Annotated in this window: 20 protein-coding genes and 1 pseudogene; 17 read left to right on the top strand and 4 right to left on the bottom strand. The window is 39.3% G+C overall.

Annotation, left to right across the window (positions count from 1 at the left end):
- Window positions 1-443 precede the first annotated feature (443 nt).
- Entirely contained in the window at window positions 444-1,628 is a 1,185-nt protein-coding gene (locus tag ABIS04_RS03115) for an HD-GYP domain-containing protein (RefSeq protein ID WP_350432574.1), read from the top strand.
- A gap of 464 nt (window positions 1,629-2,092) precedes the next feature.
- A complete protein-coding gene (locus ABIS04_RS03120; RefSeq protein WP_137222963.1) occupies window positions 2,093-2,809 on the top strand; it encodes a ZIP family metal transporter in 717 nt (238 codons plus the stop codon).
- Between the two features lie 318 nt (window positions 2,810-3,127).
- Here ABIS04_RS03120 and ABIS04_RS03125 read toward each other — a convergent pair whose 3' ends face one another.
- A complete protein-coding gene (locus tag ABIS04_RS03125) occupies window positions 3,128-3,502 on the bottom strand; it encodes a hypothetical protein (protein ID WP_140233321.1) in 375 nt (124 codons plus the stop codon).
- A gap of 580 nt (window positions 3,503-4,082) precedes the next feature.
- On the opposite strand from ABIS04_RS03125, the gene ABIS04_RS03130 reads away from it, so the two are divergent.
- From ABIS04_RS03130 to ABIS04_RS03150, 5 genes and pseudogenes are all read left to right on the top strand, one after another.
- Window positions 4,083-4,331, top strand: a complete 249-nt coding sequence (locus tag ABIS04_RS03130; protein WP_350432575.1) for a hypothetical protein — start codon at window positions 4,083-4,085, stop codon at window positions 4,329-4,331.
- 24 nt (window positions 4,332-4,355) lie between these two features.
- The gene (locus ABIS04_RS03135; protein WP_140233324.1) at window positions 4,356-4,847 is read left to right on the top strand and encodes a hypothetical protein; all 492 of its coding nucleotides are present in this window, start codon (window positions 4,356-4,358) and stop codon (window positions 4,845-4,847) included.
- Window positions 4,813-5,130 carry a hypothetical protein gene (locus ABIS04_RS03140; RefSeq protein ID WP_350432576.1) on the top strand — a complete coding sequence of 106 codons (318 nt, stop codon included), beginning with the start codon at window positions 4,813-4,815 and terminating at the stop codon, window positions 5,128-5,130. The genes ABIS04_RS03135 and ABIS04_RS03140 overlap by 35 nt, the downstream gene beginning before the upstream one ends.
- A gap of 259 nt (window positions 5,131-5,389) precedes the next feature.
- Complete coding sequence (locus ABIS04_RS03145) at window positions 5,390-6,940, top strand: PAS domain-containing methyl-accepting chemotaxis protein (RefSeq protein WP_350432577.1); 1,551 nt, start codon at window positions 5,390-5,392, stop codon at window positions 6,938-6,940.
- Between the two features lie 189 nt (window positions 6,941-7,129).
- A pseudogene (locus tag ABIS04_RS03150) lies at window positions 7,130-7,454 on the top strand (IS3 family transposase); the annotation flags it as partial.
- A 415-nt stretch (window positions 7,455-7,869) separates the two neighbouring features.
- On the opposite strand, the gene ABIS04_RS03155 reads toward ABIS04_RS03150, so the two are convergent.
- Window positions 7,870-9,840: an Ig-like domain-containing protein gene (locus ABIS04_RS03155; RefSeq protein WP_350432578.1), complete on the bottom strand. Its 1,971-nt coding sequence runs from the start codon at window positions 9,838-9,840 to the stop codon at window positions 7,870-7,872.
- A gap of 575 nt (window positions 9,841-10,415) precedes the next feature.
- Between ABIS04_RS03155 and ABIS04_RS03160 the strand changes: the two genes are divergently transcribed.
- Window positions 10,416-11,018 carry a helix-turn-helix domain-containing protein gene (locus ABIS04_RS03160; RefSeq protein WP_350432579.1) on the top strand — a complete coding sequence of 201 codons (603 nt, stop codon included), beginning with the start codon at window positions 10,416-10,418 and terminating at the stop codon, window positions 11,016-11,018.
- Window positions 11,019-11,627: 609 nt separating this feature from the next.
- Here the strand turns inward: ABIS04_RS03160 and ABIS04_RS03165 are convergent.
- Window positions 11,628-12,494: a hypothetical protein gene (locus ABIS04_RS03165; protein ID WP_350432580.1), complete on the bottom strand. Its 867-nt coding sequence runs from the start codon at window positions 12,492-12,494 to the stop codon at window positions 11,628-11,630.
- Between the two features lie 365 nt (window positions 12,495-12,859).
- Between ABIS04_RS03165 and ABIS04_RS03170 the strand changes: the two genes are divergently transcribed.
- On the top strand, window positions 12,860-13,726 hold the full coding sequence (locus ABIS04_RS03170; RefSeq protein ID WP_350432581.1) for a pirin family protein: 867 nt from the start codon (window positions 12,860-12,862) through the stop codon (window positions 13,724-13,726).
- 198 nt (window positions 13,727-13,924) lie between these two features.
- Complete coding sequence (gene dbpA, locus ABIS04_RS03175) at window positions 13,925-15,328, top strand: ATP-dependent RNA helicase DbpA (RefSeq protein ID WP_350432582.1); 1,404 nt, start codon at window positions 13,925-13,927, stop codon at window positions 15,326-15,328.
- Between the two features lie 81 nt (window positions 15,329-15,409).
- Here dbpA and ABIS04_RS03180 read toward each other — a convergent pair whose 3' ends face one another.
- Window positions 15,410-16,843, bottom strand: coding sequence for a DEAD/DEAH box helicase (locus tag ABIS04_RS03180; RefSeq protein WP_350432583.1), 1,434 nt, complete (start codon window positions 16,841-16,843; stop codon window positions 15,410-15,412).
- Between the two features lie 343 nt (window positions 16,844-17,186).
- Between ABIS04_RS03180 and ABIS04_RS03185 the strand changes: the two genes are divergently transcribed.
- From ABIS04_RS03185 to ABIS04_RS03215, 7 genes are all read left to right on the top strand, one after another.
- Window positions 17,187-18,239 carry a DUF3626 domain-containing protein gene (locus ABIS04_RS03185; RefSeq protein ID WP_350433376.1) on the top strand — a complete coding sequence of 351 codons (1,053 nt, stop codon included), beginning with the start codon at window positions 17,187-17,189 and terminating at the stop codon, window positions 18,237-18,239.
- A 285-nt stretch (window positions 18,240-18,524) separates the two neighbouring features.
- Window positions 18,525-20,315, top strand: coding sequence for a cysteine/glutathione ABC transporter permease/ATP-binding protein CydD (gene cydD / locus ABIS04_RS03190; RefSeq protein ID WP_350432584.1), 1,791 nt, complete (start codon window positions 18,525-18,527; stop codon window positions 20,313-20,315).
- Window positions 20,315-22,051: a cysteine/glutathione ABC transporter ATP-binding protein/permease CydC gene (cydC, locus tag ABIS04_RS03195; protein ID WP_350432585.1), complete on the top strand. Its 1,737-nt coding sequence runs from the start codon at window positions 20,315-20,317 to the stop codon at window positions 22,049-22,051. Before cydD ends, cydC begins: the two co-directional genes overlap by 1 nt.
- A gap of 607 nt (window positions 22,052-22,658) precedes the next feature.
- Window positions 22,659-24,038 carry a Na(+)-translocating NADH-quinone reductase subunit A gene (locus ABIS04_RS03200; RefSeq protein WP_350432586.1) on the top strand — a complete coding sequence of 460 codons (1,380 nt, stop codon included), beginning with the start codon at window positions 22,659-22,661 and terminating at the stop codon, window positions 24,036-24,038.
- The gene (locus tag ABIS04_RS03205; protein WP_140233338.1) at window positions 24,038-25,252 is read left to right on the top strand and encodes an NADH:ubiquinone reductase (Na(+)-transporting) subunit B; all 1,215 of its coding nucleotides are present in this window, start codon (window positions 24,038-24,040) and stop codon (window positions 25,250-25,252) included. The genes ABIS04_RS03200 and ABIS04_RS03205 overlap by 1 nt, the downstream gene beginning before the upstream one ends.
- Window positions 25,242-26,009 carry a Na(+)-translocating NADH-quinone reductase subunit C gene (locus ABIS04_RS03210; RefSeq protein WP_137222935.1) on the top strand — a complete coding sequence of 256 codons (768 nt, stop codon included), beginning with the start codon at window positions 25,242-25,244 and terminating at the stop codon, window positions 26,007-26,009. The genes ABIS04_RS03205 and ABIS04_RS03210 overlap by 11 nt, the downstream gene beginning before the upstream one ends.
- On the top strand, window positions 26,010-26,630 hold the full coding sequence (locus ABIS04_RS03215) for an NADH:ubiquinone reductase (Na(+)-transporting) subunit D (protein WP_137222933.1): 621 nt from the start codon (window positions 26,010-26,012) through the stop codon (window positions 26,628-26,630).
- The last annotated feature ends 3 nt before the right edge of the window (window positions 26,631-26,633 follow it).

Consider the following 26,633-nt stretch of genomic DNA (forward strand, 5'->3'; position numbering starts at 1 on the left):
CTCATTACGGTGACATCAATAATTATTTATAAGATCATTTTTCAATTATATGTATTTACACATGACATTCAGTTTTATGTGTATCAAATTTTGTTTTCTAAGCTAAATCAAGCATATTACTTACGTTTTAATAGTCATTAAAGGCTACCGGAATGAATGCTAAAAGGTATTTTATTAGTTGTTAGATAGATGAGTGGAATAATAGTTAGTCTATTTATACTCAATAAACTGAATACGGCAAAGCCTATGTAGGCTTAGTTTTTTATGTGAATGACCATTTTTTTCATAAAAAAATTGTTTCGTCCATGACAATTCGCCATAATCAATTTTCAAACATCAGTATGATGCTGTATTGCTTACCACTTTATATACAGCTAAAAATATAATAAAACTGATATTCATAGCATTACTAAAGTGGCTATTAAGACCAAGGAAGACGATTTATGCTGGTTGAACATGATATAGCTGATATTTGTGTTGGTATGTATATTGTTGAAATCACAGTGTCTAAAAACAAGTATCGCTTGGCTAAGCCAGGAATGTTAGAAAACGAACTTGTTATTGAAGCGCTGAAACGAAAATCAGTAGAAAAACTTATAATCGATCTCAGTAAAAGTCGAGTTAAAAGCAAGTACACTGAAATTGCCCCCTCAGTACCTACTGCAAAAGTGTTCAAACAAGCTTTTAATCAAGAAGCCGCTAAGGCAAAGTCAGTTTTCAACGATGCCAAACGAATACAGCATAGGCTGTTTATGAATGCCCAAAAAGGTATTCCTTTAGATCTTGCCCCCGTTGAAAAAATTGCCACAGAATCCACGGAAATTATTTTTAATAATCCTAATGCTTTGGCTTGTGTGCTCAATATTCGTAATAAAGATGAATACCTATTAGAACACTCAGTGGCTGTGTCTATATTAATGACCATGTTTGCCGTGTATTTAAAAATTGATAAAGATATTATTAACCAATTGGCTATTGGGGCCTTTTTACACGATGTTGGTAAAATTATGGTACCTGATAATATTCTCCATAAATCAGATAAGCTGACCGATGATGAATTTTACCTTATGAAATCCCATGCCAGTCATTCTATTAATATTATGAGGAATACATCGGGGATCAGCCAGATTACTTTAGAGGTTGTCAGCCAACACCATGAAAAGCTTAATGGTAAAGGATATCCACTTGGGCTTAAGGCTGAAAAAATATCTCAATATGGGCGTATGATAAGCATCTGTGACATCTTTGATGCCTTAACCTCTACCCGTTGCTATAAAGCTGGCCGGCCTCAAGTCAAAGCCTTTGGTATACTTAGAGCTTTGGCTGCTAATGGAGAGTTGGACAAGGCTCTGGTGGATAACTTTATTCGTTGTATGGGGGTTTACCCCGTGGGTTCTTTGGTGCAATTAGCCTCAAATCGACTTGCAATAGTTGAAAGCCATAATCCAAAGGATCCTATACGTCCAAATGTTAGACCTTTCTATCATGTTAGCCCGAAACACTTTGAATCAAGCGAACGTATAGATTTATCTGCTGAATCTCCTGAAAAGATAGTCAAAGGTGTACATGCCGATGACTTTGATTTGGATATGAAACAAATTATTGAATTTTTAGCCCAAGAAGGCTAGATTTAAAAGGCAAATAGTTTAGATTTAAAGTCATTAATATATCGAGTTATCACATCGCTAGTAATAACATTTACATCCGAAATTGTTGACAACGTTTTGGGTGAATTAGTGTTGTTCCCATCCTTTCTATCTTCAGTGACATAGCGCCTCTTTGGCATAATTTATAGCAAACTTCATTTGTCAATTTAAATAGCTGTATTACCCGAGGATTACTCTTAGGTGCTTATTAGAGCCGAGTATGTGGATTAAATTCTTTTATATCTAGGATTTGAATCGTGGTGGAAGGCTATCGTAATAACTGCGTAAAGAGATTATGTTGTTGGTTAGTGTAATGGTTTGGATGAGTATTTTGAATATTGCTTTTTTTAGAAATTCGATTCAGCGTTAGTGAATATTTATAGGATTTTACGTTACAGAAAGTCGAGCCATTTTACGCTAGGTCATATCCTCCAAAGGAGTTAGTCATGTCTCTGTTGTTAACCGTTATTGTATCAACACTGCTAGCGGGTTTGGCTATGCCGTTAGGTGCTGTTATTGCTTGTTTTGAAAAAGTGGGCAGTGAATGGCTTGAGCAAGAATTTAGGCATAGTGTAATGGCTTTTGGCGGCGGAGCACTATTGTCTGCTGTTGCGCTAGTTTTGGTGCCAGAGGGAATCGCAAATCTTAAGCCATTACCAGCTTGTATATGGTTAGTGGTGGGAGGGCTTAGCTTTATGGCTGTTGATATTTATCTTAAAAAAATAAATACCCCAGCCAGTCAATTTATTGCCATGCTTTCTGATTTTATTCCGGAATCAATTGCACTTGGTGCGGCGTTTGCCACTGGGAATAGCTATGCATTTTTACTTGCTGCTTTAATCGCGTTGCAAAACGTACCGGAAGGGTTTAGCGCCTATCGTGAATTAAGTGCAACAGCTACTTACAGACCATTTAACATTATCATCATGTTTGCTTTAATGGCTGTGCTGGGTCCAATTGCGGCAGTGTCTGGTTATTTATGGCTATCTGAGTCGCCAAAAATTATTGCTGCAGTAATGCTTTTCGCTTCCGGTGGTATTCTCTATTCAATATTTCAAGATTTAGCCCCTCAGGTAAAACTAGAAAAGCGTTGGGCGCCACCAATGGGGGCTGTGTTTGGGTTTGCACTTGGTATGTTGGGGTTAATGTTAACAACATCATGAAATGAGTGCGGGGCTAAAAGCATTTTTTCTCGAACGAAACTTAACCAGTAAAGATTAACAAACCCTAAGGTATTGAACAGCAACGAGACTAAACAATAGTCCGCTTAAATGACATGCTCTATTAGCTTTATTATCTTGAATGGTTCGTAAAGCTTTTAAATGGTGTGAGTTTTAGCATTGGTTAGCGTTTTGAATATCACAGTGGGTGGATAGGTCTGCGCTTTTTTAAACTCGCGATTATAACTATGAGCGAAATCTGTACCTAAGCCCTAATCGAATAATGTTATTGACTACTTGAATGATGTAAAGCTCGAGATATTACTGTGTTTCTACCGCTTTAACCGTTAAGCGTTCTTGATTAGATAAACGGATTTGAATCCCGTCAACGGTAGTTATACGTTGATCTTCAATATCTTTTTTGCGTACTTTGTAACTCGCTGACATCGCTTCAATAGGCGATGAAATTGTCACGTCAACTACGGTGTTATCGTCATACCAACTCCAGCTCCAATAGCTTGCTGAGGCTAGCATCGACACTGCAATCATAGTGTAAATAATTACACGACTAAAAAAGGGTGAGCTTTGCATGTCTGCCATCACAGTGTTGCGATTCACATTACTGCCTCGACCACGGCGTAAATACACGATAGCACCTATGATCACTAATATTGTGATTAAAATTTTTGTCAGCATGTTATCTTCCATCAATGGTTAATTAACTATGATTATACTGTGATTTGATTATTTTAACGTTACCTAGCACACATCATTTATGCTATTCATATAGTCCACTAACAGAGTTCCTTCATCACTACATTATTTGTCTCGATTCTCCGGATTAACCATTTTTGGTTGCTATCTACATAGCGTTTTTTAAATTTAATTAGATTGATAAGTTTGTCTATAACAAGATGAAAAATCTAAACTTACTCGAAAAATTGTTATTTTAATTGTAGGAAGAACAAGTAACTTTTACAGCGTCAGATATATTTATCTGTAAAAGTTACAAATATAACCATTTTACAATGTTGTTAATTTAATGTTTGAAAGTAAAATTAACAATATTATCATAAGCTTAAGTGTTATCGTTGCTTTTGCTTTAAACATGGCATAGCTTTAGCTTTATTTAAATAGAATAACCGATATTTAGGTATGTTTATGTAAAGTAATACTGCATAGTATCTAAAGTTGTAACGCGTTTATCAGTAGTATTATCCCTAGTTGTTTTTAGCGTTAGATCACACTACAAATTCAATATTTAAGGAGATTAAAAATGGCTACAACAAAGGCAAAAACTCAAGATCCAAAACAAAAAATAGAAGACGCTTGTCATTTGGCTGAAGAAGCTACATCTGAGGCGGTTAATTCTTTAAAAGATAAAACTAAAGAGTCACTGAATGAAGGTTCTGAAAAAATTAAATCTGTTGCCAATCAAACTGAAAGTATTATTAAAGAGCACCCATTATTAAGTGTTGGTTGTGCATTTTTAGCGGGTTGGGCTATTTCTAAGCTTATTAAATAATAAAGTGACCGGAGAGATGTTATTATGGAAAACACTAAAAAAGTGTCGAGTAAAGATAAGATCTCTGACGGTCCGCAAACAGATCCTTTATTAGACCCCGATAACTCTGAAGAGGAAACAGTCAACATTGACGACATCACCGATATTCTTAGTAAGCTATCAAAAGTAACTCAAAATGTTGGTGAATGGTCTGAGTCTACAGTTCAACTTTTCTTTATTGAGGTATTACGGAATGTTGCAGCAGCAAAACAGTTCTTTGTTTGCCAGCTTTTGTTTATTCCTCTATTAGTTCTTTTTATTTTCAGTTTATGTGTCAGTGTGGGTATCATTACGTACAGTCTTACTCAGAGTCTACTTAGCGGAGTAGGTATTTTTTTACTCGTAATGAGTTCAGTTTTAGCCGGTTTAGTTTATTGGCAGAAATATTTGCTACGTTTTTTCGGCTTCAAAGACACTATCTCTCAATTAAAGGAGGGAATTGATGTCCTCTCTAAAGCATCTCAATCATTCGATTAAATTAAAACGTATGCAGGGAAATGATTCTGTCAGACAGTGCGAGTTGTCTCTCAATTTATTGCTCTACTCTCTAAAAAAGCAAACACAAAAGCATCCTTTTGGCGTCACTATTGGAGTGACCTTAGCCTCACTTATTTTTGTTAAATATAGGAAAACTATTAAATCTCTTTATCCTCTTGCTTCGCTAAGCTTTAATTATGTTAAGTTATATTACCGTTCAAAAAATAAAGAGCAACAGCCAATGTGTAATGATAACCATCCTTTCACTAATAATATGGAATAAGCTTTGTGGATTTTTTATGTAGGTTTTTTAGCAAAATATTACCTTTAGCTACCCAATTGTAAAACGATTTTGATTCACTAAAATTTCAATCTAATATTTGATACTAAACCGACTTTGAACATTATCAGTGTGATTTACTTCGTATATTTAAAAGATGTTAATGGTTTACTTAATTAAAGTCGTCGTCATCACATAAAATTTATACTGATTGATTAATAATCATATTATTCATTTTCTCGACTGAATTTAATCTATCCTTATGACCGCAAAAAACATTATCAATGAAGAAGTAATCTATCCATCGGATTATAAAATTATTTCTACAACAGATTTAGACAGTATCATTACCCATGTTAATGATGACTTCATTACTGTTTGCGGTTATGAAAAAGAAGAACTCATCAATAAACCCCATAATGTTATTCGTCATCCTGATATGCCAAAAGCCGCATTTGCTAATTTGTGGGATACCATTAAGCAAGGGCAAAGCTGGATGGGGTTAGTAAAGAACCGTTGTAAAAGTGGCAAATATTATTGGGTAAATGCCTATGTTACCCCCATTAAGCGCAACGGTAAAATTGTCGAATATCAGTCAGTTAGAACCCAGCCTGAAGTTGAACTCACTGACCGTGCTCAAGCTTGTTACGATGCCGTCAATGCAGGTAAAGCTGCCAAACCAAAGTTTGGCGCTAGCATTATTACGAAGCTATTTTTGGCCTGGCTGCTGTCTGTGGGGTTATTATTGTCATTACCTTACTCTAGTGCTTTCCTTACGATCCTGACATTTATTGTCGCCATCATATGTTTTTGTCGCCCGCTTTATGTGCTTAAGCAGCGCTTTGATAATATGCTTAAGTTAAGTAAGAAAGTACATGATAATCCATTAAATCAATTTGTTTACACTGGTTATGTCGATGAGCTTTCTCACTTAGAGTTAAGCCTGCGGATGCAAAAGGCTGAGACACTTGCTGTTGTTGGACGTATTAAAGACAGTGGCGAGGAGCTTCAACAAGGTCTAGAAGAACATCAACAACAAAACCAAGCTAATCAAACTCAATTGGTAGAGCAATCGCAGAACCTTGAACAAGTTGTTAGCGCAATCGGGCAAATGAGTACATCTGTTACTGAAATAGCCCGAAATACCACTAATTCAACGACGGAAATCCATCAACTAGTTGAACAAATGCAAGCTACTAAAGTGGCATTAGTTAACAGCCAAACTGCCACCACCGAAATTAATAAATTATTAGAAGAATCTCGTGTTGCTATTTCTGCTTTAAATCAACAATGTCAAAATGTGAATAAAGTCGTTGATGTTATCGAAAGTATTGCTGATCAAACAAACTTGCTAGCGCTCAATGCAGCCATTGAAGCCGCTCGTGCTGGAGAGACTGGCAGGGGATTTGCTGTAGTTGCCGATGAAGTGCGTAATTTGGCCAGTCGCTCAGCCGCCTCTGCTCATGAAATACACGCTATTATAAATACACTTAGCCGTACGACAGCAGAGGCTGTTGTACAAATGGAACAAAGTCATTCGTTAACAAGTAAGAGTTTTGATTCCAGTAAAATGCTCGAACAAAGCCTCAATTCTGTTAGTGAAGTGATGATGATTATCGAAAGTAATGGGCAACAAATTTCTGTTGCTGCTGAAGAGCAAGCCGCTGTTGTTAATCAAATTCATGACAATGCTATGGTACTACAAGATGGTATTAATCAATTTGAAAAAAATTGCCACAAGGCTTCAATACATGGCCAAGAGATTAGCGCCCAAGGTATTCGTCAAACTGAATTGGTATCGCAGTTTAATTAGACGATTAATGTTAACCCTTGATATTGATTGGCGACTCCTCGAGTCTGAATTCTTGCTATCCCATCCATAGTCAGTTTCGTTGGCTATGGATAATACATTATTATGTTATACCCCTCTTTAATTGTAGATACTTCATCGCGTTATAATAGATTCTGAGATATGAGGTGTCACACACGCAGAAAATGATATCTGGATGCGTTCAACATTGAAACCGTTAAACTGGTCTCTGAGCATAGTTATAAAATCGTAAATGTTACCGATAGATAAGGTGGCACCTCCAACAGTTTGCACAACTGGATTAACAAGTTTGATAAGCCAGAAAAGCAACACATCACCATTGATAATCAATAAGACCAAATACGTAAACTCAAGGTGAAGCTTCGGCGTGTCAACGAAGAGCGTATTACTCTGAAGATGGCCGTCGTTTACTTTGCAAGCGAGTCAAGCGAAGTACACGTTCATAAAGTTTAGTCTTAAGCAGTATTTAGTGAAAATCTTATGCAAAATACTTGGAACCTAACGTAGTGGTTCCTATGTCTGTTCAAATTAGTGTAGCTTGCGAAAAGAGTACAAGCTTGGGCCAGTATAAGCCGAAAAATAAACGGTTATGATAATGCTGTAGCGGTGAGTTTCTTTTTACTTCTGAAAAAGGCTGGGTTAAGCGAAAAGTTTATAAAACCAGAAATGAAACACGCTCAGAAATATTTAACTCATTTGAATTCGGAAGAAGAGATGAGAGTACAAGTATAAAGATCGTTTATATAGTCAAGTATGGCATCATAGTGGTAATAACGGATCAAGTTCGAGAAGTGATATTTGAGAACCTAAAAAGTATCTAGCAAGCTGGTGCCTACCGTAAAGTAAAAAATACCACTCGCTTTTAAGCGAGTGGTATTAGGTTTATATTAACTTTTTTCTATTTGATGGAATTAATCTTTTTTGTCACCATCACTGGCGCTATCACTATCACTGTCGCTATTAATATCACTCAGTAATTTAAACGCTTCAAGACGTTTTTCACCAGCCACTAATTTTTCACGTTCTTCATCTGTGAATACACCAGGAGTTGGGAAGTCGTCTGTATGACAGCTAGAACATGCATTTGGCATAATATCGAATTTAACACAGCCAACAACATTAATTGGGTAATTGAAGTTGTCGTAGCATAACTCTTTAATCGCCTGAATACTTTCCCAATCTTTCGTTAATTGTGCATCAGGATCTGCACCAGCTTCAGTATAAGGACGTAGTTCGTCAAATCCTTTTAATGAGTCAGTTGGTGTTAATAAATCCCAAGAATGTGATCTACCATCATAACGATGTCCACGGCCACCAGCATGTTTATTCCATGGCATATGGCAATCTGCACATTTCACATCTGCTAAAGTATGTGATGTTAGTTTGTGTGCACTACTGTCTTTTTCAGCATGACAGCTTATACACAGTAGATCTGTATCATCTTCTCCACCAAACTTGATTTCTTGTGAGTGAGGATCATGACAAGTCACACAAGACATTCCATATTTGCCATGTTTTGACTCTGCAAGCTCTAAACCATGAGTTCTAATATGACGTCTGATTGTGGTTCCAGGCCAATAACTCACATTATCAGAAGATGAACCTTGGAATTCATCAATATTGTCACCAGGATTAGGGAACATACCGTGGCCTAATGGATTGTCAGCATTAAACTTGTAACCATAACCTTTTTGGATTGCCGCAGGACTATTTAGAGATATTGGTGCTATATGGCATACATTACATTCATCTCCTGCTTGGTCACCAGTAAGATCTTTTGTTGGTTGAATAATGTCATCAGGGCTCATAGTACGAGCATGTTCTGCTCCTGGGCCATGACATTTTTCACAAGCAATACCAAACTCTACCGTTTTACTCGTATTATCAATTGGAATGACACGATTGCCAAATACGGTATCTTTAATTTCCCAGCTTGTGACTTCATAACCTGTGGTATGACACTCTATACACAAGTTAGTAAAACCAAATGCACGTTTACTTAGCTCAAGTTTGTCGCCAGTAAATAAACTGCCATCGGAATTGAAGAAGAAAATACCGCTGGTTAAAGGGGTCCATTGGTTATCTGGAGAGGGTTCTTTAGGATTACTAGCTTCCCAATCCCAATAAATGAATGGCATAGTAATATAGTTTTGATTGGCTTCATCCCAGCTTAAAAACATTTGTGTCGCTTTATATCCAACAGCATCAATTTGAAAACTAAGATCGTTGCTACTGTCCACAGCATCATGAATAGTCACCCAATATTTTTCGTCCTTCATGAACGAGGTGTATTGGTGTTTTCCGCTATCTGTAAATGTTAATGGTTCAGTTTCTGTTCCCCAAGGTGCAGTTATAGTATTGCCATCCATATATAGCTTTCTAAGCATTGTGGCATGGCGAGAACCTTTCCAATCATTATATTTATCTTGGTGACATGTCGCACAGGTTTCTGCTCCAGCGTATTCACCGCGACTAATTACCGCATTTTCATCGGCTTTATCTAAAATGGTAATCGTGATAGTTGATGATGCTTCCAATGAACCATCGCTGATAGTGTAGTTAAATGTTTTATCACCTACTTCATCCATTGGGGCGGTATAACTGATAATGTCACCGCTAATAACTAAACCTTCAGCAGAGATAATTGATAATGTATCGTTTTCAGGATCGGTGTCATTATCGAGTACATCTACGGTAATTGTTTCGCCCTGAGTGACAGTGGCTAAATCTGGGAATGCTTGAGGACTTTGATTTTCCGTAGGAGTAGTTGGCGTGGTTGGTTCGATAGCAACTGTATCGCTGTCACTATCAGAACCACATGCTGATAATATGAGGCATATTGTGGTAGTTAATAATATAGGTTTAAATCGTTTATTCATCATTGTTCATCCTAAAGTTTATCCTTTGATATTATTTACTTAACGTAAACCCGCCTATAAATAAGAATTTATATTTAAGGTGTTATCAATACCGAATGATTTCTTTTAAATGTTTATATTTATTTTAGCTATGGTTATATATCTTTTAAGTTTATTTTATTAGACTTTTTATAAGCATAGACTCTCCTAGTTAATAAATTTGTATTTGGTAATTCAATTAAGTGACGCATGTATTAAATGGGTTTGTTTTATATTGTTTATTACCTAAAATTAATTTAACGAAATGTTAACTCAATTCTTGACCGATTGCTCCAAAATTGTAAAGTGGAATACCTAATTAGTAATAGGTGTCAATTTTATCTATTGGAATGAGCGTTCAAACAAGAAGATGTGTGTAAGAGTTTAAGTTGGTTAAGTTGTTGCTAATAAAGTGATTGGTTTATAATAATATTAGATATTAGACTTTTAAGTCAGCTGATTAATTTGACTTAGCACACAGTTAACTCATCCCCTGAATGATACGTTTACTCGGGAGAGTTTTCTTTAAATTAACAATATTCTTAAATTTACGAGGTTCTATGGCCGCGGGACGAAAAAAAGAGTTTGATGAGGCTGCTGTTTTAGATTCTGCCATGAAAGTATTTTGGCAAAAAGGTTATGTAGGAACCTCTATGAGTGACCTAACTGAAAGCATGGGGATCAAAAAACAAAGCTTATACAATGCTTTTATTAGTAAAGAACAACTATTCATTAAAGCTACGGATTTATACCTCAACAATAGATATGCTAATAATTTCAGTCTACTTTATCAGGAAAATATTTCTTTAAGTGAAAGGATGAGGAATTGTATGATGTCAATTCTCGTTCGCCAATGTGATTCTATTGAACACAAAGGTTGCTTTGTCACATTATGCCAATCTGATCTGGATAGTGACAATATGCCTGCAGAAGCAACACAGAAGTTGATTGATTCAGATAATGACATTCTAAATATGTGGGTAGATCTGTTTTTAACGGATCCAGAATCAATTGCATTAGGTCTTAATAAACGGGCTAATGAGTGTTCAATGTGTATTTTTACAACCCTAAAAGGGACGGCTTGCATGTCTAGAATCAATACCCCTTCAACTGATCTTACTTGTGTTATAGAAAATTGTCTGAAAAATATAGGGTTACATTAAGACATTGGATTATTAAGGTCAGACTCTCACTATATATTAATTTTTTTGTTCGTTAATGGTACTCCTGATTTTGTACTAATTCTGAGTTTGGATAATAAAAAATACCTATTCAAATTCACTCAATTTCGTTAATGATTTTATGTAACTGCTTTTTATCTCTACCTATATAAAAGCCCGATATTTTTGAACTCATAAATTTAGAGCCCTTACATCAGCTTATGGCTGTTCCATAACCAACAAGTCAGTGCAATGTATCTATTACCCTGAATTAATTAGAACATCACTATCGGTCGATGAAAAGCTAAAGCCTTTTGTCGCACTCGCCAACTGACGATTAAGATCTTAACTATTAATAACTTGAGTATTTACTGACCTCATAGTACCTAATGTTACATTCTTAACCTGTTAGCGGTTTGCACTTGTTTTTAGCAGATCCCTACGGGCAGCGTTTGTTGTTCATTTCTACTGCGTTATCGGCTGCTAATGTAGAATAATTACACTACAAAGCCTCTGCCTTGTAGCTGATGTTTAAGTCAGGAACAACAATTTGCTGCAAAAACGACCTTGAAAGATCAACCGGCCCTAATTATTATCACTGAATGAATGTCATTATTTTATGTTATTAATTCTATTATTAATTAACTCTGTTAAAAGCTTTTGTTGTTTATCTTCGCCACAAAATTTTGCATAACCTAATCCATATCCATGCGGGTTTATTTGTGTTGGTAGCTCTACCACTCGATAGCAGTAATCACCTTGTTTCACTATCCGGTTAGGGTCTAATTTATGGTTAAACGTATGAGGTTGGCTGATATCAACTTTTGGTGATAACACAATAAAATCTAATTGAGGGTCCATCTCACTCATGGTTCCAGCTGGTTTATTTTGCAACGCTTTTTGTGAACCGATGAGCACGGCTAATTGATCGCTATTGTGTTGTTGAATAAATTTTGTTGATGCTTGTTGAATTGATAGTGACGTGGAAATCGACTTTTTAATGTTAGGTTTGGCATTTAGTTTAGTACTTAATTCAGCGTTGTTAAGTTGATGCGGTTTATCTTTGTTTACATTTTTTACAGGCTTAAGCTGATTTTTGTTAGAGATAATTGATTTGTTAACGGTTTTTATTGTCGTTTGCGAGGTGACTACTTGTGATGGTATTTTTGGCACAACTAACACTGATGAGTCGTGGTTAGCTATAGAGGAAGGATTGTTTAATTTCTCATATTTATCTCGTATCGATTGGTATTGTTTCGCTGTGATTAGGTAACTTTTAATCATCTCTGATTTAGGTGAGCTAATAAAATTGGCTTTTCTTTGAGACGTGTCTTGATACCAAAACCATGCTATCGCTAAAATGAGCACTGCATGGATGATGAATGCGATCATAATAGGCTTAATAAAATGAGCACCATCAGGATTACTCGTTAAGATACGAGTGTGCTGGACATCCCTGAATGTTGTTATTATTTCCAATGACTTATCCCATTTTGTTACTGCACTTCAGCACTGTATTATCACATAATCATCAACAGTCTCTTTTTGGATTGTTAATAGAAAGTAAAGTTCAGTTTTATGCTTGAACAATTGATTTTTCAGGAATTAAGTTGAGGATTTTCATTGTGTAAGGGGTTCTTTTTACTCGAAATATGACGCATTATTATTGGTGTTTTTCAAGACAGTTATCGTCAGTTTATATACGCAGTATGACTATCTACTAAGCCTATATTTCAAAAGGCATAATCGATTTTATCGAAAGAAAATCATACTATTATGCAATATTTATTTCGTTAACTGGCTGCTATTATTCAAAGATTATTGTTTTCATCGTCGAGGTTTTCATGAAAGTACTACAGCGTTTTAGTGCGTTAGCCGCGATGAACCACGATGGTGTGAATATCAATCGTATTGCCGATTTTGACCAGCTCCGTTTTGACCCTTATTTAATGATTGATGAAATTAAATTGGATCACCAACAGGATTTCATTGCTGGTTTTGCACCTCATCCTCATAGGGGGTTAGAAACATTTACTTATATTTCTGAAGGTAGCTTTGAGCATAGGGATCAATTAGGTAATGTAAAAGCCATTCATGCTGGTGATGTGCAATGGATGAGTTCGGGTAGCGGTATAGAACATTCTGAAATGCCATTAACGAATGCTAAAAAAGGACTACATGGGTTCCAAATTTGGCTCAATATGCCCGCTAAAGATAAAATGCGCCCAGCTATTTATCAAGATGCGAGCAAACAGGTTAATCCGAGTATAGATAATGAACACGGTGCAACACTTGTTGCCTTGGCGGGGAGTTGGGGGTTCAATCTACAACCCCACAAGATAACCTCAAGTATTCAAGGTTTAGCTGGCCATGGGGCTATTGCTGATTTAACGTTAGCTAAGTATGGTCACGGCACGCTTAATTTAGCAGAGCACCAAACAGTGTGTGTTTATATTTATCGTGGAGAACTGCATTATATTGATGCTCTAGGTTTACGAGAAACAGCGGGTGCTGGGCAACTTTTGATTTTAGATCCAAATGACGTGAGCCACTTTCAAACAGAATCGACAGGGGCAGGATTATTGTTGCTTGTAGGTACACCGATTAATGAAAAAATTGTGCGTAAAGGGCCGTTTGTGATGAATACCCAAGCGGAGATTGAACAAGCCGTTGATGATTATCAGCAAGTTCGCTTTGATAAAATAGGGTAATTTTGGAATTAAAATAACCATTATTTGAAAGAAAGATTTGTCAGCGTACAATGAATAAAATTGCTACAATACTCCACATATGGCCAAGGGTAATATTGATACGTTGATATTTGATACGTAGATATTAATAACCTTGGCTAATTTGTTTGTGCAGCACTAGTCTGCTTTTTTAGCTTTCGATATCAGAGGATATTCGCCTTGAGTCAGTCAACTGAACAGGCCGTTAACACGGCTTTCGCATCACTAAATTTAAAACCTGAATTGCTTGAAAACCTCCAAACCATGGGTTTTGAATCGATGACTCAGATCCAAGCCGAAAGCTTACCGCCAATTTTGGCTGGTGAAGATGTTATTGGTCAAGCCATGACTGGTTCAGGTAAAACCGCTGCTTTTGGTTTAGGGCTGCTGAATAAGCTGGATGTAAAACGTTTTCGCATTCAAACCATGGTGTTATGCCCAACACGTGAATTGGCTGATCAAGTAGCGAAAGACATTCGTACCTTGGCCCGTGGTATTCATAACGTTAAAGTACTAACTCTTTGTGGCGGTGTACCTATGGGACCGCAAGTTGGCTCATTAGAACACGGCGCTCATATCATTGTTGGTACGCCGGGTCGTATTGTTGATCATTTAGATCGTAATCGTTTAGATTTAAGTAACATGAATATGCTGATTTTAGATGAAGCAGACCGCATGTTAGAAATGGGCTTTCAACAGCACATTGACCAAATTATTGCCGCTGCACCTCGTGAGCGTCAAACGCTATTGTTTAGTGCTACGTTTCCAGATCAAATTCAAGCGATTGCCGATCAAATTCTGTATCAACCGGTAATGGTTAAAGTTGAAGCTAAGCACGATAACCTAACTATCGATCAACATTTTTACCGTATTGAAGATAACCAGGGCCGTCTTGAAGCATTACGTTTATTGTTATTGGATAAGCAGCCAGAAAGTTCGGTAGTGTTTTGTAATACCAAGCGTGAAACCCAACAAGTGGCAGACTCATTACATGAGTTTGGCTTTAGTGTATTAGCATTACACGGTGATTTAGAACAACGCGATCGCGATCAAATGTTATTGCAGTTTGCAAACCGTAGTGCGCGTATTTTAGTCGCAACCGATGTCGCCGCGCGTGGTTTAGATATTGATGAGTTAGATGCGGTTTTTAATTATCATATTGCCCATGACACTGAAGTCCATATTCACCGTATTGGCCGTACTGGTCGTGCCGGCAGTTCTGGCGCCGCTTACACTTTCTTTGGTGAAGAAGACGGTTACAAAATGGCGATGATTGAAGAAGCCATGAACAAAGATGTGGTGAGCGAACCTTTACCACCAATGAGTGCACTGAATAAACAACCGCTGGCCGCTGAAATGACCACGATTCAAATAGAGGGTGGTAAAAAGCAAAAAATCCGTCCTGGTGATATTGTCGGTGCATTAACGGGGGGTAATGGTTTAGATTTTAACGATATTGGTAAAATAAAAGTGACTGATTTTCGCGCTTACGTTGCAGTAAAAAGCAATGTATCTAAACAAGCGATGAATATCATCAGTAAAGGTAAGCTAAAAGGTCGTAATTACCGCGCTTGGTTTATGTAACTTTTTAAATAGTAAGAAAAAACCGGTGAACAATGTTCACCGGTTTTTTTATGCTTTATCGCGAGCTAGTGTTATGAATAATTAGCTTTTAACTTTAGCGTTAGCATAAGGATTATTGCTATTTGCTGACGTAACTGGCGCAGTGCCACTTCGACGTGGTGGACGATTACGTTGTGGTGGTTTATTACCATTTGCACGCGCTTCTGCCTTAGGATCTGCTGGCTTATCACTTCCACGAGATTGCTGACGAGAGTCATATTTACGTGCCGGCTTATCACCTTGAGCACCATCGTTAGCATTCTGTTGAGCATGTTTACTGCGGTTCGGATTTGGTTTTTTAGCACCATTGCCGCCAGATCTGCTACTCGCTTCAGGGATAGTAAACGGAGCTTCAAACCCCGCTAGTTGTTTACGCTCAATGGTTCGGTTAATTAAACGCTCGATATCATGTAACAACTTAACTTCTTCTAGACCAACGAGAGATACCGCTTGGCCTGTTGAACCTGCACGGCCAGTACGGCCAATACGATGCACATAATCTTCAGGTACGTTAGGCAAGTCAAAGTTAACAACATAAGGTAGTTGATCGATGTCGATACCGCGTGCGGCAATATCCGTTGCGACCATGACTTGTACTGCACCCGCTTTAAAATCGGCCAATGCTTTGGTTCGTGCTGTTTGGCTTTTATTACCATGAATGGCTGCGGCTTTGATACCAGCGGCTTCTAAGCTTTTCGCTAAACGGTTTGCACCATGTTTGGTACGAGAAAACACTAAGACTTGTTTCCAATCATTGGTTTTAATCAGTTCGATTAGTGCCATTGATTTACGTGTTTTATCCAAAGGATACACACATTGGGTCACAGTGTTTGCTGTTGCGTTACGTGGTGTGACTGAAATTTCTACCGGATTATTAACTAACCCTTTAGCAAGTTCACGAATTTCATTTGAAAAAGTTGCTGAAAACATTAAGTTTTGGCGCTTAGCAGGTAACATTGCTAATACTTTTTTAATGTCGCGAATAAAACCCATGTCGAGCATACGGTCTGCTTCGTCTAATACTAATATTTCTAATTTATTGAAGCTAAGTGCTTTTTGCTGGCATAAGTCGAGTAAACGACCTGGAGTGGCGACCAAAATGTCGACTCCGTTTCTCAACGCTGCGAGTTGCGGCACGATAGAAACACCACCAAATACCACTGCTGATTTTAACGGTAAGTTGATACCGTAAGTGGCAACGCTTTGTTGTACCTGTGCGGCAAGTTCTCGTGTAGGCGTTAACACTAATGCACGGACTTGACCACGTTGGGCGCGCTCGCCTTTAGATAATAATTCTAAAATTGGTAGGGTAAAACCGGCTGTCTTCCCAGTTCCCGTTTGTGCAGCAGCCATGACATCTTGACCGGCTAAAACCGCTGGAATTGCTTGTGCTTGAATTGGAGATGGGGTGTCGTAACCTTGTTTTTCAACCGCTTTTAAAATAGCAGCATTCAGACCAAGTGAGGAAAAACTCATAGAAAAATCTCTTTGGGCAACGCATTGTTGCTTTGAATAAAAGGTAGCCAGATAACGGCGGGCGTGAAGCTTACCTGAAAACCGCTATAAGTGCTATCAAATCCCTGTGGGAGCAACGATATTTCCGTTGAGCTTGTTATTAATAACGCGACGTTTTGTGGTGTAAAAAGCTAAAGGGTTAACCCTGAATGATGGATTTGAATGAAATCGTGTTAATCTTGAGACTTGAATCAGTGCTAAAAGTCTACTTATTACATACAATAAAATGACAATCCGTTTTCTATCTAAATATTCAGCTACTTAGCTGTGTATATTTAACAAAAGGTGTCACTTACTGATGAAAATAACGGCACAAACACACATAGAGAAAATGGCGTATGAGCTGCGAGATCATGCTCATGCCGTGATCAAAAATGTGTTGTTAATGTCGAATATTTCTACTTTGTCACTCCAACTCGCTATGCGAGAGCTTGCGCAACACAGTCGAGTTGCTCTGCATTTTCATCCAGATAGAATTGATAGTCGTGGTTTAACCGTGGTTAATGGTCTATTGCGCGATGGTGTATATAAAAGTCAGTTTGAAACCCATGTGTCGAATGGGCACTTGTCGCCAGAGTTAGGTGGCTCGCGTGATCATTTCGAAAATAAGCTGTTTGGTAATACGTATTCGGGGATTAAACATCGTCCTAAATATGGTGCACTGGATTTTGGTTTGTGTTCGTTAGGGCCTGCACCAAGATTTGGCAGTTGTTACTTTATCACTCACCCTCAAATATTGTCTCGCTGTACTTTCAGCTATATGGATTCATATCGACAGCCCAAAGAAAAGGGCACGATTAAATGTTTTGATGCCATTTTAGCGGCATTATTAAGTGAAAGTTTTGAGCGTCAATATGCGTTGGGTATTCCAGGGCTTAAACCGAATAAGTTAATTGAACATTTTAGCCAACATTTAACCGATGATATCAGTAGCCGTTTTGACACGGCGCCAAGTGGTAATTTAGATCATTACATTGAAGCGCAAATACATGGTGATGTGTCGCTCGATCAAGATGTTGCTATGTTAGTTGCGGATCCATCATTTAAAGGTAATGCCATTGGCGATTCATTCATCGCCTTGTGTGACGAATATAGCATTGAGTTGCATTGGCATCAGGGACGTCAAATTAATGTTTCACAAGTGCCAGATGATTTTCGTGGGCCAACGATGCCGACTTTGGCACAAAGTATTGCTGAAAATGAATTTATCAATGCTGAAATTATCGGCCGCGCGGCGTATCATTTACAACAACAACCTGCCTCGTGGAGCGAACGTGGTAACCACGCGAAAAAGCTGCAAGATCTAAAATTACTCTGGCACGTATTGGTTAAATACGGCGAGAGTACCGCCCCATAAAGATTAACTGACAATAGTGTTTTTCTTTTACTGTGTCTGATTTTTTTGGTGGTTAGTGTCTTAGTATTTAATCTCGGCTTAAATAATCAATTTCATCGGGCCGTTAAATCATCACAGTGGCATTGAATACCAACAAACATATTTTTACTCAATTGACTCTTTAAATAAGGCTTAATTAGTAAAATGTGAATCAGTTAACATTTACACTGTTTTAGGTGTTAACTCGCTGCCACTACTGCGATACTAGCCCATTAAAGTGGTCATCGATAACTCTGCTGGAGCTTCATGGACAAGTCGTTAGAAAAGTCATTAGCCAAATGGCTTAAAAGCCAACAATCTTCTTGTGGTATTTTTCTCAAATTATCTGTTTTATGTGGTGTACTCAATGGGATTGCCATTGTGGGACAGGCCTATTTTATTGCTCAGATTTTACAGGGCGTCATTATTGACAATCTTGCACCAGCAATATTAAGCATTGAGTTTTATGCACTTATTGGTTTGTTAATCATTCGAGCTTTATTAGCGCAAGTGCGTGAACGGATAAGTTTTGAGGCCGGTAAACGCTTACGTGAAGACATTCGTCAAGCTGTACTCAATAGATTAGTCGCACTCGGGCCGGTATTTATTAAAGGTAAACCGGCTGGTGCATGGGCAACCTTGGTATTTGAGCAGGTTGAAGATTTACATGACTTTTATGCAAAATACCTTCCGCAGATGATGCTAGCCGGTTTTATTCCACTGCTTATATTGGTATGTGTGTTTCCAATCAATTGGGCCGCGGGGTTAATTTTGTTGATGACAGCACCATTAATTCCCTTATTTATGATTTTAGTGGGCATGGGTGCTGCAGATGCCAACCGTAAAAACATGCAAGCTTTGTCGCGCTTAAGCGGCCACTTTATGGATCGAATTAAAGGACTACAAACCTTAAAACTGTTTAATCGTGGCGAAGCTGAGTTGGTTAATATTGGACTGGCTTCGGAAGACTTTCGCGAGCGAACCATGTCGGTATTGCGTTTAGCCTTTTTGAGTTCTGCGGTATTAGAGTTCTTTGCTGCTGTATCGATAGCGGTAGTCGCAGTGTACTTTGGCTTTAGTTATTTAGGTCATCTCGATTTTGGTCATTATGGGGTCAAAATAAGTTTATTTACCGGCATGTTTGTGTTGATTTTATCGCCAGAGTTTTATCAGCCTTTGCGTGATTTAGGCACCCATTATCATGCTAAGGCACAAGCTATAGGTGCTGCAGAGTCTTTGGTTGAACTGCTTGACTATCAAGTCAACACACCAGCCAATATCCAGCCTGTAGCGAAGAATGTTGAATTTTCCGCTGACAATATAATGATTCAAGCCATCGGGCTGGAAGTATTTAGTTTAGACGGCCAACGCTTAGTCGGACCCATTTCATTTACCTTACCTGCGGGTGAACATTGGGCCATAGTTGGTCCAAGTGGTGCAGGGAAAACCAGTTTGCTTAATGCCCTGTTGGGTTTTTTGCCTTATCAGGGTTCATTATTGGTCAATGGCCATGAATTATCCCATGTTGATGTTGCACAGTGGCGTCAACATTTGGCTTGGTTAGGCCAGGACCCGCAATTGTTTCATGGCACGGTGAGAGAAAATGTCGCATTGGCCAACCCCCAATTAACCGATGAGTACATTATGGCATTGCTTGAACAGGCCAACATTAGCGATTTTGTATTGCTGCATCCACAGGGACTCGACTTGATCATTAGCGATCAAAGTACAGGAGTGTCAGTTGGTCAAGCTCAGCGTTTTGCGCTGGCTCGGGCGTTAGCACAACCTGCTAAATTATTTTTATTAGATGAGCCTACAGCCAGCTTAGATGAAAAAAGTGAACAGTCTGTATTGGCTACATTGCACCGCGCAATGCAGTCCACAAGCGGATTAACGATTACCCATAAATTAGATGATTTACACAATATGAATGGTGTGTTGGTTATGGACAAAGGGATGATAGTACAACAAGGCCATGTGAATGATTTACAACAAGCTGATGGATTATTAGCGCAACTGCTTAATCAACAACAGAACCAACAACAGGAGGTATACTAATGTCACTTCCAGTTGATACTTCATCACACACTCCTAATTCGTTACAGGTTTTACGTCCATTTGTGTCTTTGTTTCGTCGCCAATGGTTGATGATGTTAGTGGGTTTATTGTTAACCTTTACCACTTTACTAACAGGTATTGGTTTGCTGTCATTATCGGGTTGGTTTTTATCTGCCAGTGCGGTCGCCGGTTTAGCTGTGATTACCTCGCAAGCGTTTAACTATTTCACTCCTGCCGGAGGGGTTCGATTTTTCTCCATTGTTCGTACCGTAAGCCGCTACGGCGAACGGTTAGCCACTCATGAAGCAACCTTTAAATTATTGACCCAATTACGTATTTGGGCATGGAATAAGTTGTTACCCCTTAGCGCGGCTAATTTACAAGGTTTGCGCAGAGGCGATTTGCTCAATCGTTTAGTGGCCGATATTGATACCTTAGATCATCTTTACTTACGCTTACTTACCCCCATGGCAGCATCTTTAATGATGATAGGGGTGTTACTGGTGTTTCTTGGTTGGTTTGATGACCATCTAGCATTGAGTTTATGTGGCTTGTTATTAGCTGCTTGGCTTATCCTTCCGCTGGTATTTTATTACTTAGGAAAGGCCCCCGGGCAAGCGTTAATGCAGGCGCAAAGGCAATATCGAGTAGAGCTGCTTGATATTATTCAAGGACAAGCAGAGCTGAGTTTATTTGGTGCTAATAAGCGCTATTTGGATAAACTTGAACAAGCACAGCAGAGTTTATTTAGTCAGCAAACTACCATGGCCAATATTACCGGCTTAAGCCAAGCCTTGTTGATAGTTGTCAATGGTAGTGCGGTAGTGTTTATGTTGTATTTAGCTGGCCAAGGTGTAGGTGATGCGACTCCTCCAGGGCCGTTAATGGCGTTAATGGTATTTGCTACTATGGCCAGTCTTGAAATGATGATGCCAATAGCGGGAGCATTTCAGCACTTATCGAGTACCGTTCTTGCTGCGCGGCGGGTGACTGAAATCACCGAGCAAACACCAAGTGTAGTATTTAATCCTCATAGCCACTTGCAAGCCAACCACGGAGCGCTCCAAATAAGTGGCGTTCACTTTGGTTATCAAAGTCATTCTCAAGTATTGCAAGGCCTCGACCTTACGATTAACGCGGGTGAAAAGGTGGCTATATTGGGGCCTACAGGTTGTGGTAAATCAAGTTTATTGGGGCTGATTACCCGTGATTGGGTGGCACAGCAGGGAACGATTATGCTTGATGGTCAGCCGATAAGTGACTATAGCGATGCAAATCTCCGCGCCGCGATGACAGTGGTTAGTCAACGTATTTATTTGTTTTCCGGTACGTTACGTGACAATTTAGCCTTGGCGTTACCTTATCTTCAAGGTGAAGCTAAGAAAACCCATGATCAACGCTTTATCGAGGTGTTACAAAAAGTAGGTCTGCAAACCTTACTGCAAGGCGATAAACCATTAGACAGTTGGATTGGTGAAGGCGGTAGGCAATTATCTGGTGGTGAGCAGCGCAGAATCGGTGTCGCTCGGGCATTATTACGTGATGCGCCTTTATTACTATTGGATGAACCAACAGAAGGACTAGACAAACGTACCGAGCGAGAAATCCTCAACGTATTACTCGATTTCTCCCAACACAAAACCTTGTTAATGATCAGTCATCGTTTGACTGCATTAGAGCAAATGGATTCCGTTTACTTATTTCAACAAGGACAGTTAACACTACGTGCTAATTAATACGTTTAGCTTACGATATAAATATAAGCTACTAGGGTCTGTTGATCTTTGCAGGTTAAATTTTGTTCGAGATAAAAACGTTTTAATCGAGGCGAGCGGATTGCTGCCTAGCAATCTAAGCTAAATTCGCTCAACAAAGAGTAAAACGTTTTTAGCCGAACCCTTCGGACAGCGTTTGTTGGTCATTTTTACTGCGTTATCGACTTTTTATGTAGAATAACTACACCACAAAGTCTCTGCCTTGTACAAATGACCAACAATTCGCTGCAAAAACAACCTTGAAAGATCAACAGGCCCTAATATAAGCTATTAATATATTAGCGATGGCGCAATGGTCGTACGTAAATGAATTGTTAATACAAATGATGGTAACTGTTTTGATGTTTATCGATAAATAATGGTAATAACGTCGCAATGTAACGGCCTTTTGGATACTTAATTACATCAGGCCCGCGCTTAAATCGCAATAAATTGACCCAATTCACATATTTAGTATTCGAAATTGTTGAAAAGTTACATTTCTCTCAAATATTGTGATCGTTATTACTATATTAGTAGTTGCAAACATATAACATTAGTCATCGAATTTTTTTAGATGGTGAATGTGATGGTTGGTGTTTCAAATCCAGTGATAACCATAAAGCGTGGACTTGATATCCCGATTGCGGGGAAGCCTCTGCAGCAAATAGATGGCGCGCCAAAAACGACTCAAGTGGCGCTAATTGGCGAAGAGTATGTAGGTCTAAAACCCACTATGATGGTAGAGGTTGGTGATCGTGTCGCTAAAGGCCAAGTGCTATTTGAAGACAAGAAAACACCTGGTGTGTTATTTACCGCACCAGCAAGTGGAATTGTTGCTGCAATTAATCGCGGTGATCGTCGGGTATTACAGTCGGTAGTGATTGATTGTGATACCAAGCAAGAACCAGAGATACTGTTTGAGCCTGCGGATATTCATGGGCTATCAACTCAAATTGTTAAAGACAGTTTGGTACGCAGTGGTTTATGGACCGCGTTGCGTACGCGTCCTTTTTCACGAGTGCCCCAGTTAGATGCCAGTCCCGCTGGCATATTCGTGACTGCCATTGATACTAATCCACTTGCACCCGATCCACGCATCATTATTGCCACTCAGCCACAAGCTTTTGAGGCTGGACTATTAGCATTAACTTTTTTAACCGACGGAAAGGTGTTTTTATGCCAAGACGACGGTACATCGTTAGTCGCTGATACCGATAGCGAATATGACTTATCGCAAGTGAGCGTTCAGCGCTTTAATGGCGTTCATCCTGCCGGACTCGTTGGCACCCATATTCACTTTTTATTGCCCGTGAGTATTGAACGTCAGGTATGGCATGTGGGTTATCAGGACGTCATAGCTTTTGGCAAACTGTTTTTAAGCGGTGAGCTGTATACAGACCGCTTCGTTTCATTAGCTGGCCCTAATGTGTTAAAGCCACGACTCGTGCGCACTCAATTAGGCGCAAAGCTTAGTGAATGGGTTAGCGATGAAATTAATCAGCAACAATCTCGTATTGTTTCGGGTTCATTATTATCTGGTCATACAGCCACAGGCGTTTATGACTATTTAGGCCGGTTCCATAATCAAATCAGCGTACTGACCGAAAATGATCGCCATGAATTATTGCCTTGGGTTCGCCACGACAGCAGTAAATTCTCGTTAACTGGCATTATGATGTCAGGCTTTAGTCGCACCAAAAAATTATTTGATTTTACCACTCATGCTGGTGGCTCGTCGCGCGCCATGATGGCATTCGGCCAACTTACTCGGGTGATGCCATTGGATATTTTGCCGATTTTATTAGTGCGTGATTTAGTGGTACGTGATACCGATGAAGCGCAACTACTTGGGGCATTAGAGCTGGATGAAGAAGATTTAGCCTTATGTACGTTTGTTTGTCCTGGAAAATATGACTTTGGTAAAGAGTTACGTGCTTGCTTAGATATTATCGAGAGGGAAGGTTAATGAGTCTGCAACATAAAAAACCAAGCACTGAAGACAGTTACTACGCCCATGGTAATTCAATGCGAAGTTATCTTCGGTCTTTGTGGATTGCCAACGGCCGTAGCACTAAAGGCCATGTGCATATTCGCGATGCGATTGATGTAAAACGTACCATGCACATTGTGGGTATGTGCTTATTCCCTGCAATGTTATTTGGTATGTATAACATAGGGCTTCAGGCTCAAATTGCCATTATGGCAGGGGCGACACAGCCTGAAACGTGGCAATTAGCAATATATAACTTACTGTTTGGGCCCCTCACTGAAAGTGCTGGCTTGATGAGTTTATTTGCCTATGGTGCCAGTTTTTATGTGCCATTTTACTTAACCGCATTAGTGGTGAGTTTAGTGTGGGAAGTGGTATTCGCTAAAGTGCGTCGCCAAGAGTTGCATGAAGGCTTCTTTATTACTGCATTACTGTTTTCGTTAATTTTACCAATTTCGACACCTTTATGGATTGTGGCATTAGGCATCAGTTTTGGAGTGGTAGTGGCAAAAGAGATGTTTGGCGGCATGGGGTATAACTTTTTAAACCCTGCACTGGCTGGTTATGCATTTATTTATTTTGCTTATCCAACCGAGGTGGTGTCATTAGGCCAATTTGTTGCTGTAGATGGCTTTTCTGGCGCGACCACGCTAACGCTTACCGTAGCCAAAAAATTAAGCTTCGTCGATACGAGTTGGTTTAGTGTATTTACAGATACAAGCTGGTGGAATGCCTTTCTAGGCTTTACCCCCGGTGCAGTAGGGGAAACCAGTACTTTAGCCATTCTTATTGGTGGCGGTATTTTACTGCTTACCCGTGTTGCAGATTGGCGTGTGGTTGCAGGTGTGATGCTGGGGATGATCATTACCGTGCTGCTATTTAATTACTTCGGTTCAAGCAGAAATCCAATGTCGGCGATGCCGTGGACATGGCACTTAGTCACCGGTGGTTTTGCGCTGGGAATGATGTTTATGGCTACTGATCCGGTTACCGCATCGTACACCCATAAGGCTAAGTTCGCATTCGGATTTATGATTGGGTTTATGACCATTATTATTCGTTTACTGAATGCCAAAATGCCAGAGGGCATTATGCTAGCCATTTTGTTTACTAATCTATGGGCACCGTTGTTCGACTACCTAGTCGCTCAAGCTAATATCAAACGGAGACTAAAACGTCATGGCCTTTAAGAAAGATTCAGTCGCCGGAACAATGGTGTTTATTATTGTTTTGAGCTTGGTTTGTTCGTTTATGATCACCGGTACCGTGGAGATTTTAAAAGAACGTAAGCTGGCTAAAAAGCGCGAAGAAGTACAACAGTTTGTATTGAAGGCTGCGGACATCGACATCAGTCAAGGTGACTTTAGCGAGTTATTTGCCCAACGAGTGAAACCTAAGATGGTTAACTTAGCGACAGGCAAGGTGACCGAAAAAGCCAATTTACTTGATTTTGATGAGCGCATGGCATCGATTAACCCTGAAACCTCTACTAAACCGAAAAAGGACATCGCCAAAATTAAAACCATGGCGACCGACATTCGCATATTTGAGGTGTATGACACTAATGGTCAACTTGCCAGCATTGTGATGCCTATATATGGCAAAGGCTTGTGGTCGATTATTTATGGTTATATGGCAATCAAACCTGACTTAAATACAATCGAAAATATTGTGTTTTATGAACATGGTGAAACGCCAGGTATTGCAGACTTTATTACTGATCCACAATGGTTAGCGAAGTGGCAAGGTAAAAAATTATTTGATGACCAAGGTAAAATCGCCATTAAAGTGATTAAAGGCGGCGCCAAAGACGGCGACATTCACGGTGTTGATGGTGTGAGTGGCGCGACTCGTTCGGGTGTTGGTATTCAGCGCTTAGTCGAGTTTTGGTTTGGCGTGGAAGGATACCAAACCTATCTACACACGTTAGCTGCGGAGGGTAAGTAAATGAGTCGTGCTATTTCAACTCGTGAGATCCTAACATCGCCAATTATGGCTAATAACCCTGTGGCAATACAGGTATTAGGTGTGTGTTCGGCATTAGCGGTCAGTAACTCCATGCAAACCGCATTGGTGATGACACTTGCGGTGACATTTGTATTGGTTTTCTCTAATTTAATCATTTCAAGTATTCGTAACTTTATCCCTAATAGTGTACGGATTATTGCGCAGATGACGGTGATCGCCTCGTTGGTGATTATTGTCGATATGGTGTTGCAAGATGTGGCGTATGAACTGTCGAAACAGTTATCTGTATTTGTCAGTTTGATCATCACTAACTGCATCATTATGGGCCGAGCAGAAGCTTTTGCGATGAAGAATCCTCCGCACTTGGCCGTGGTTGATGCCTTAGGCAACGCTATGGGGTATGGCTTAATTCTAATGGGTGTAGCGTTTATTCGTGAACTACTGGGTCGTGGCAGTTTGTTTGGCCATGACATATTGACCACCGTTGAAAATGGCGGCTGGTATTTGGCGAATGAGATGTTCACTTTGCCACCCAGTGCGTTCTTTTTAATTGGTGTGATGATTTGGGTTATTAAAATCATTCAACGCAAGCGCGGATAAGGA

The organism is Shewanella sp. H8, from assembly GCF_040285065.1.
Taxonomy (GTDB): domain Bacteria; phylum Pseudomonadota; class Gammaproteobacteria; order Enterobacterales; family Shewanellaceae; genus Shewanella; species Shewanella polaris.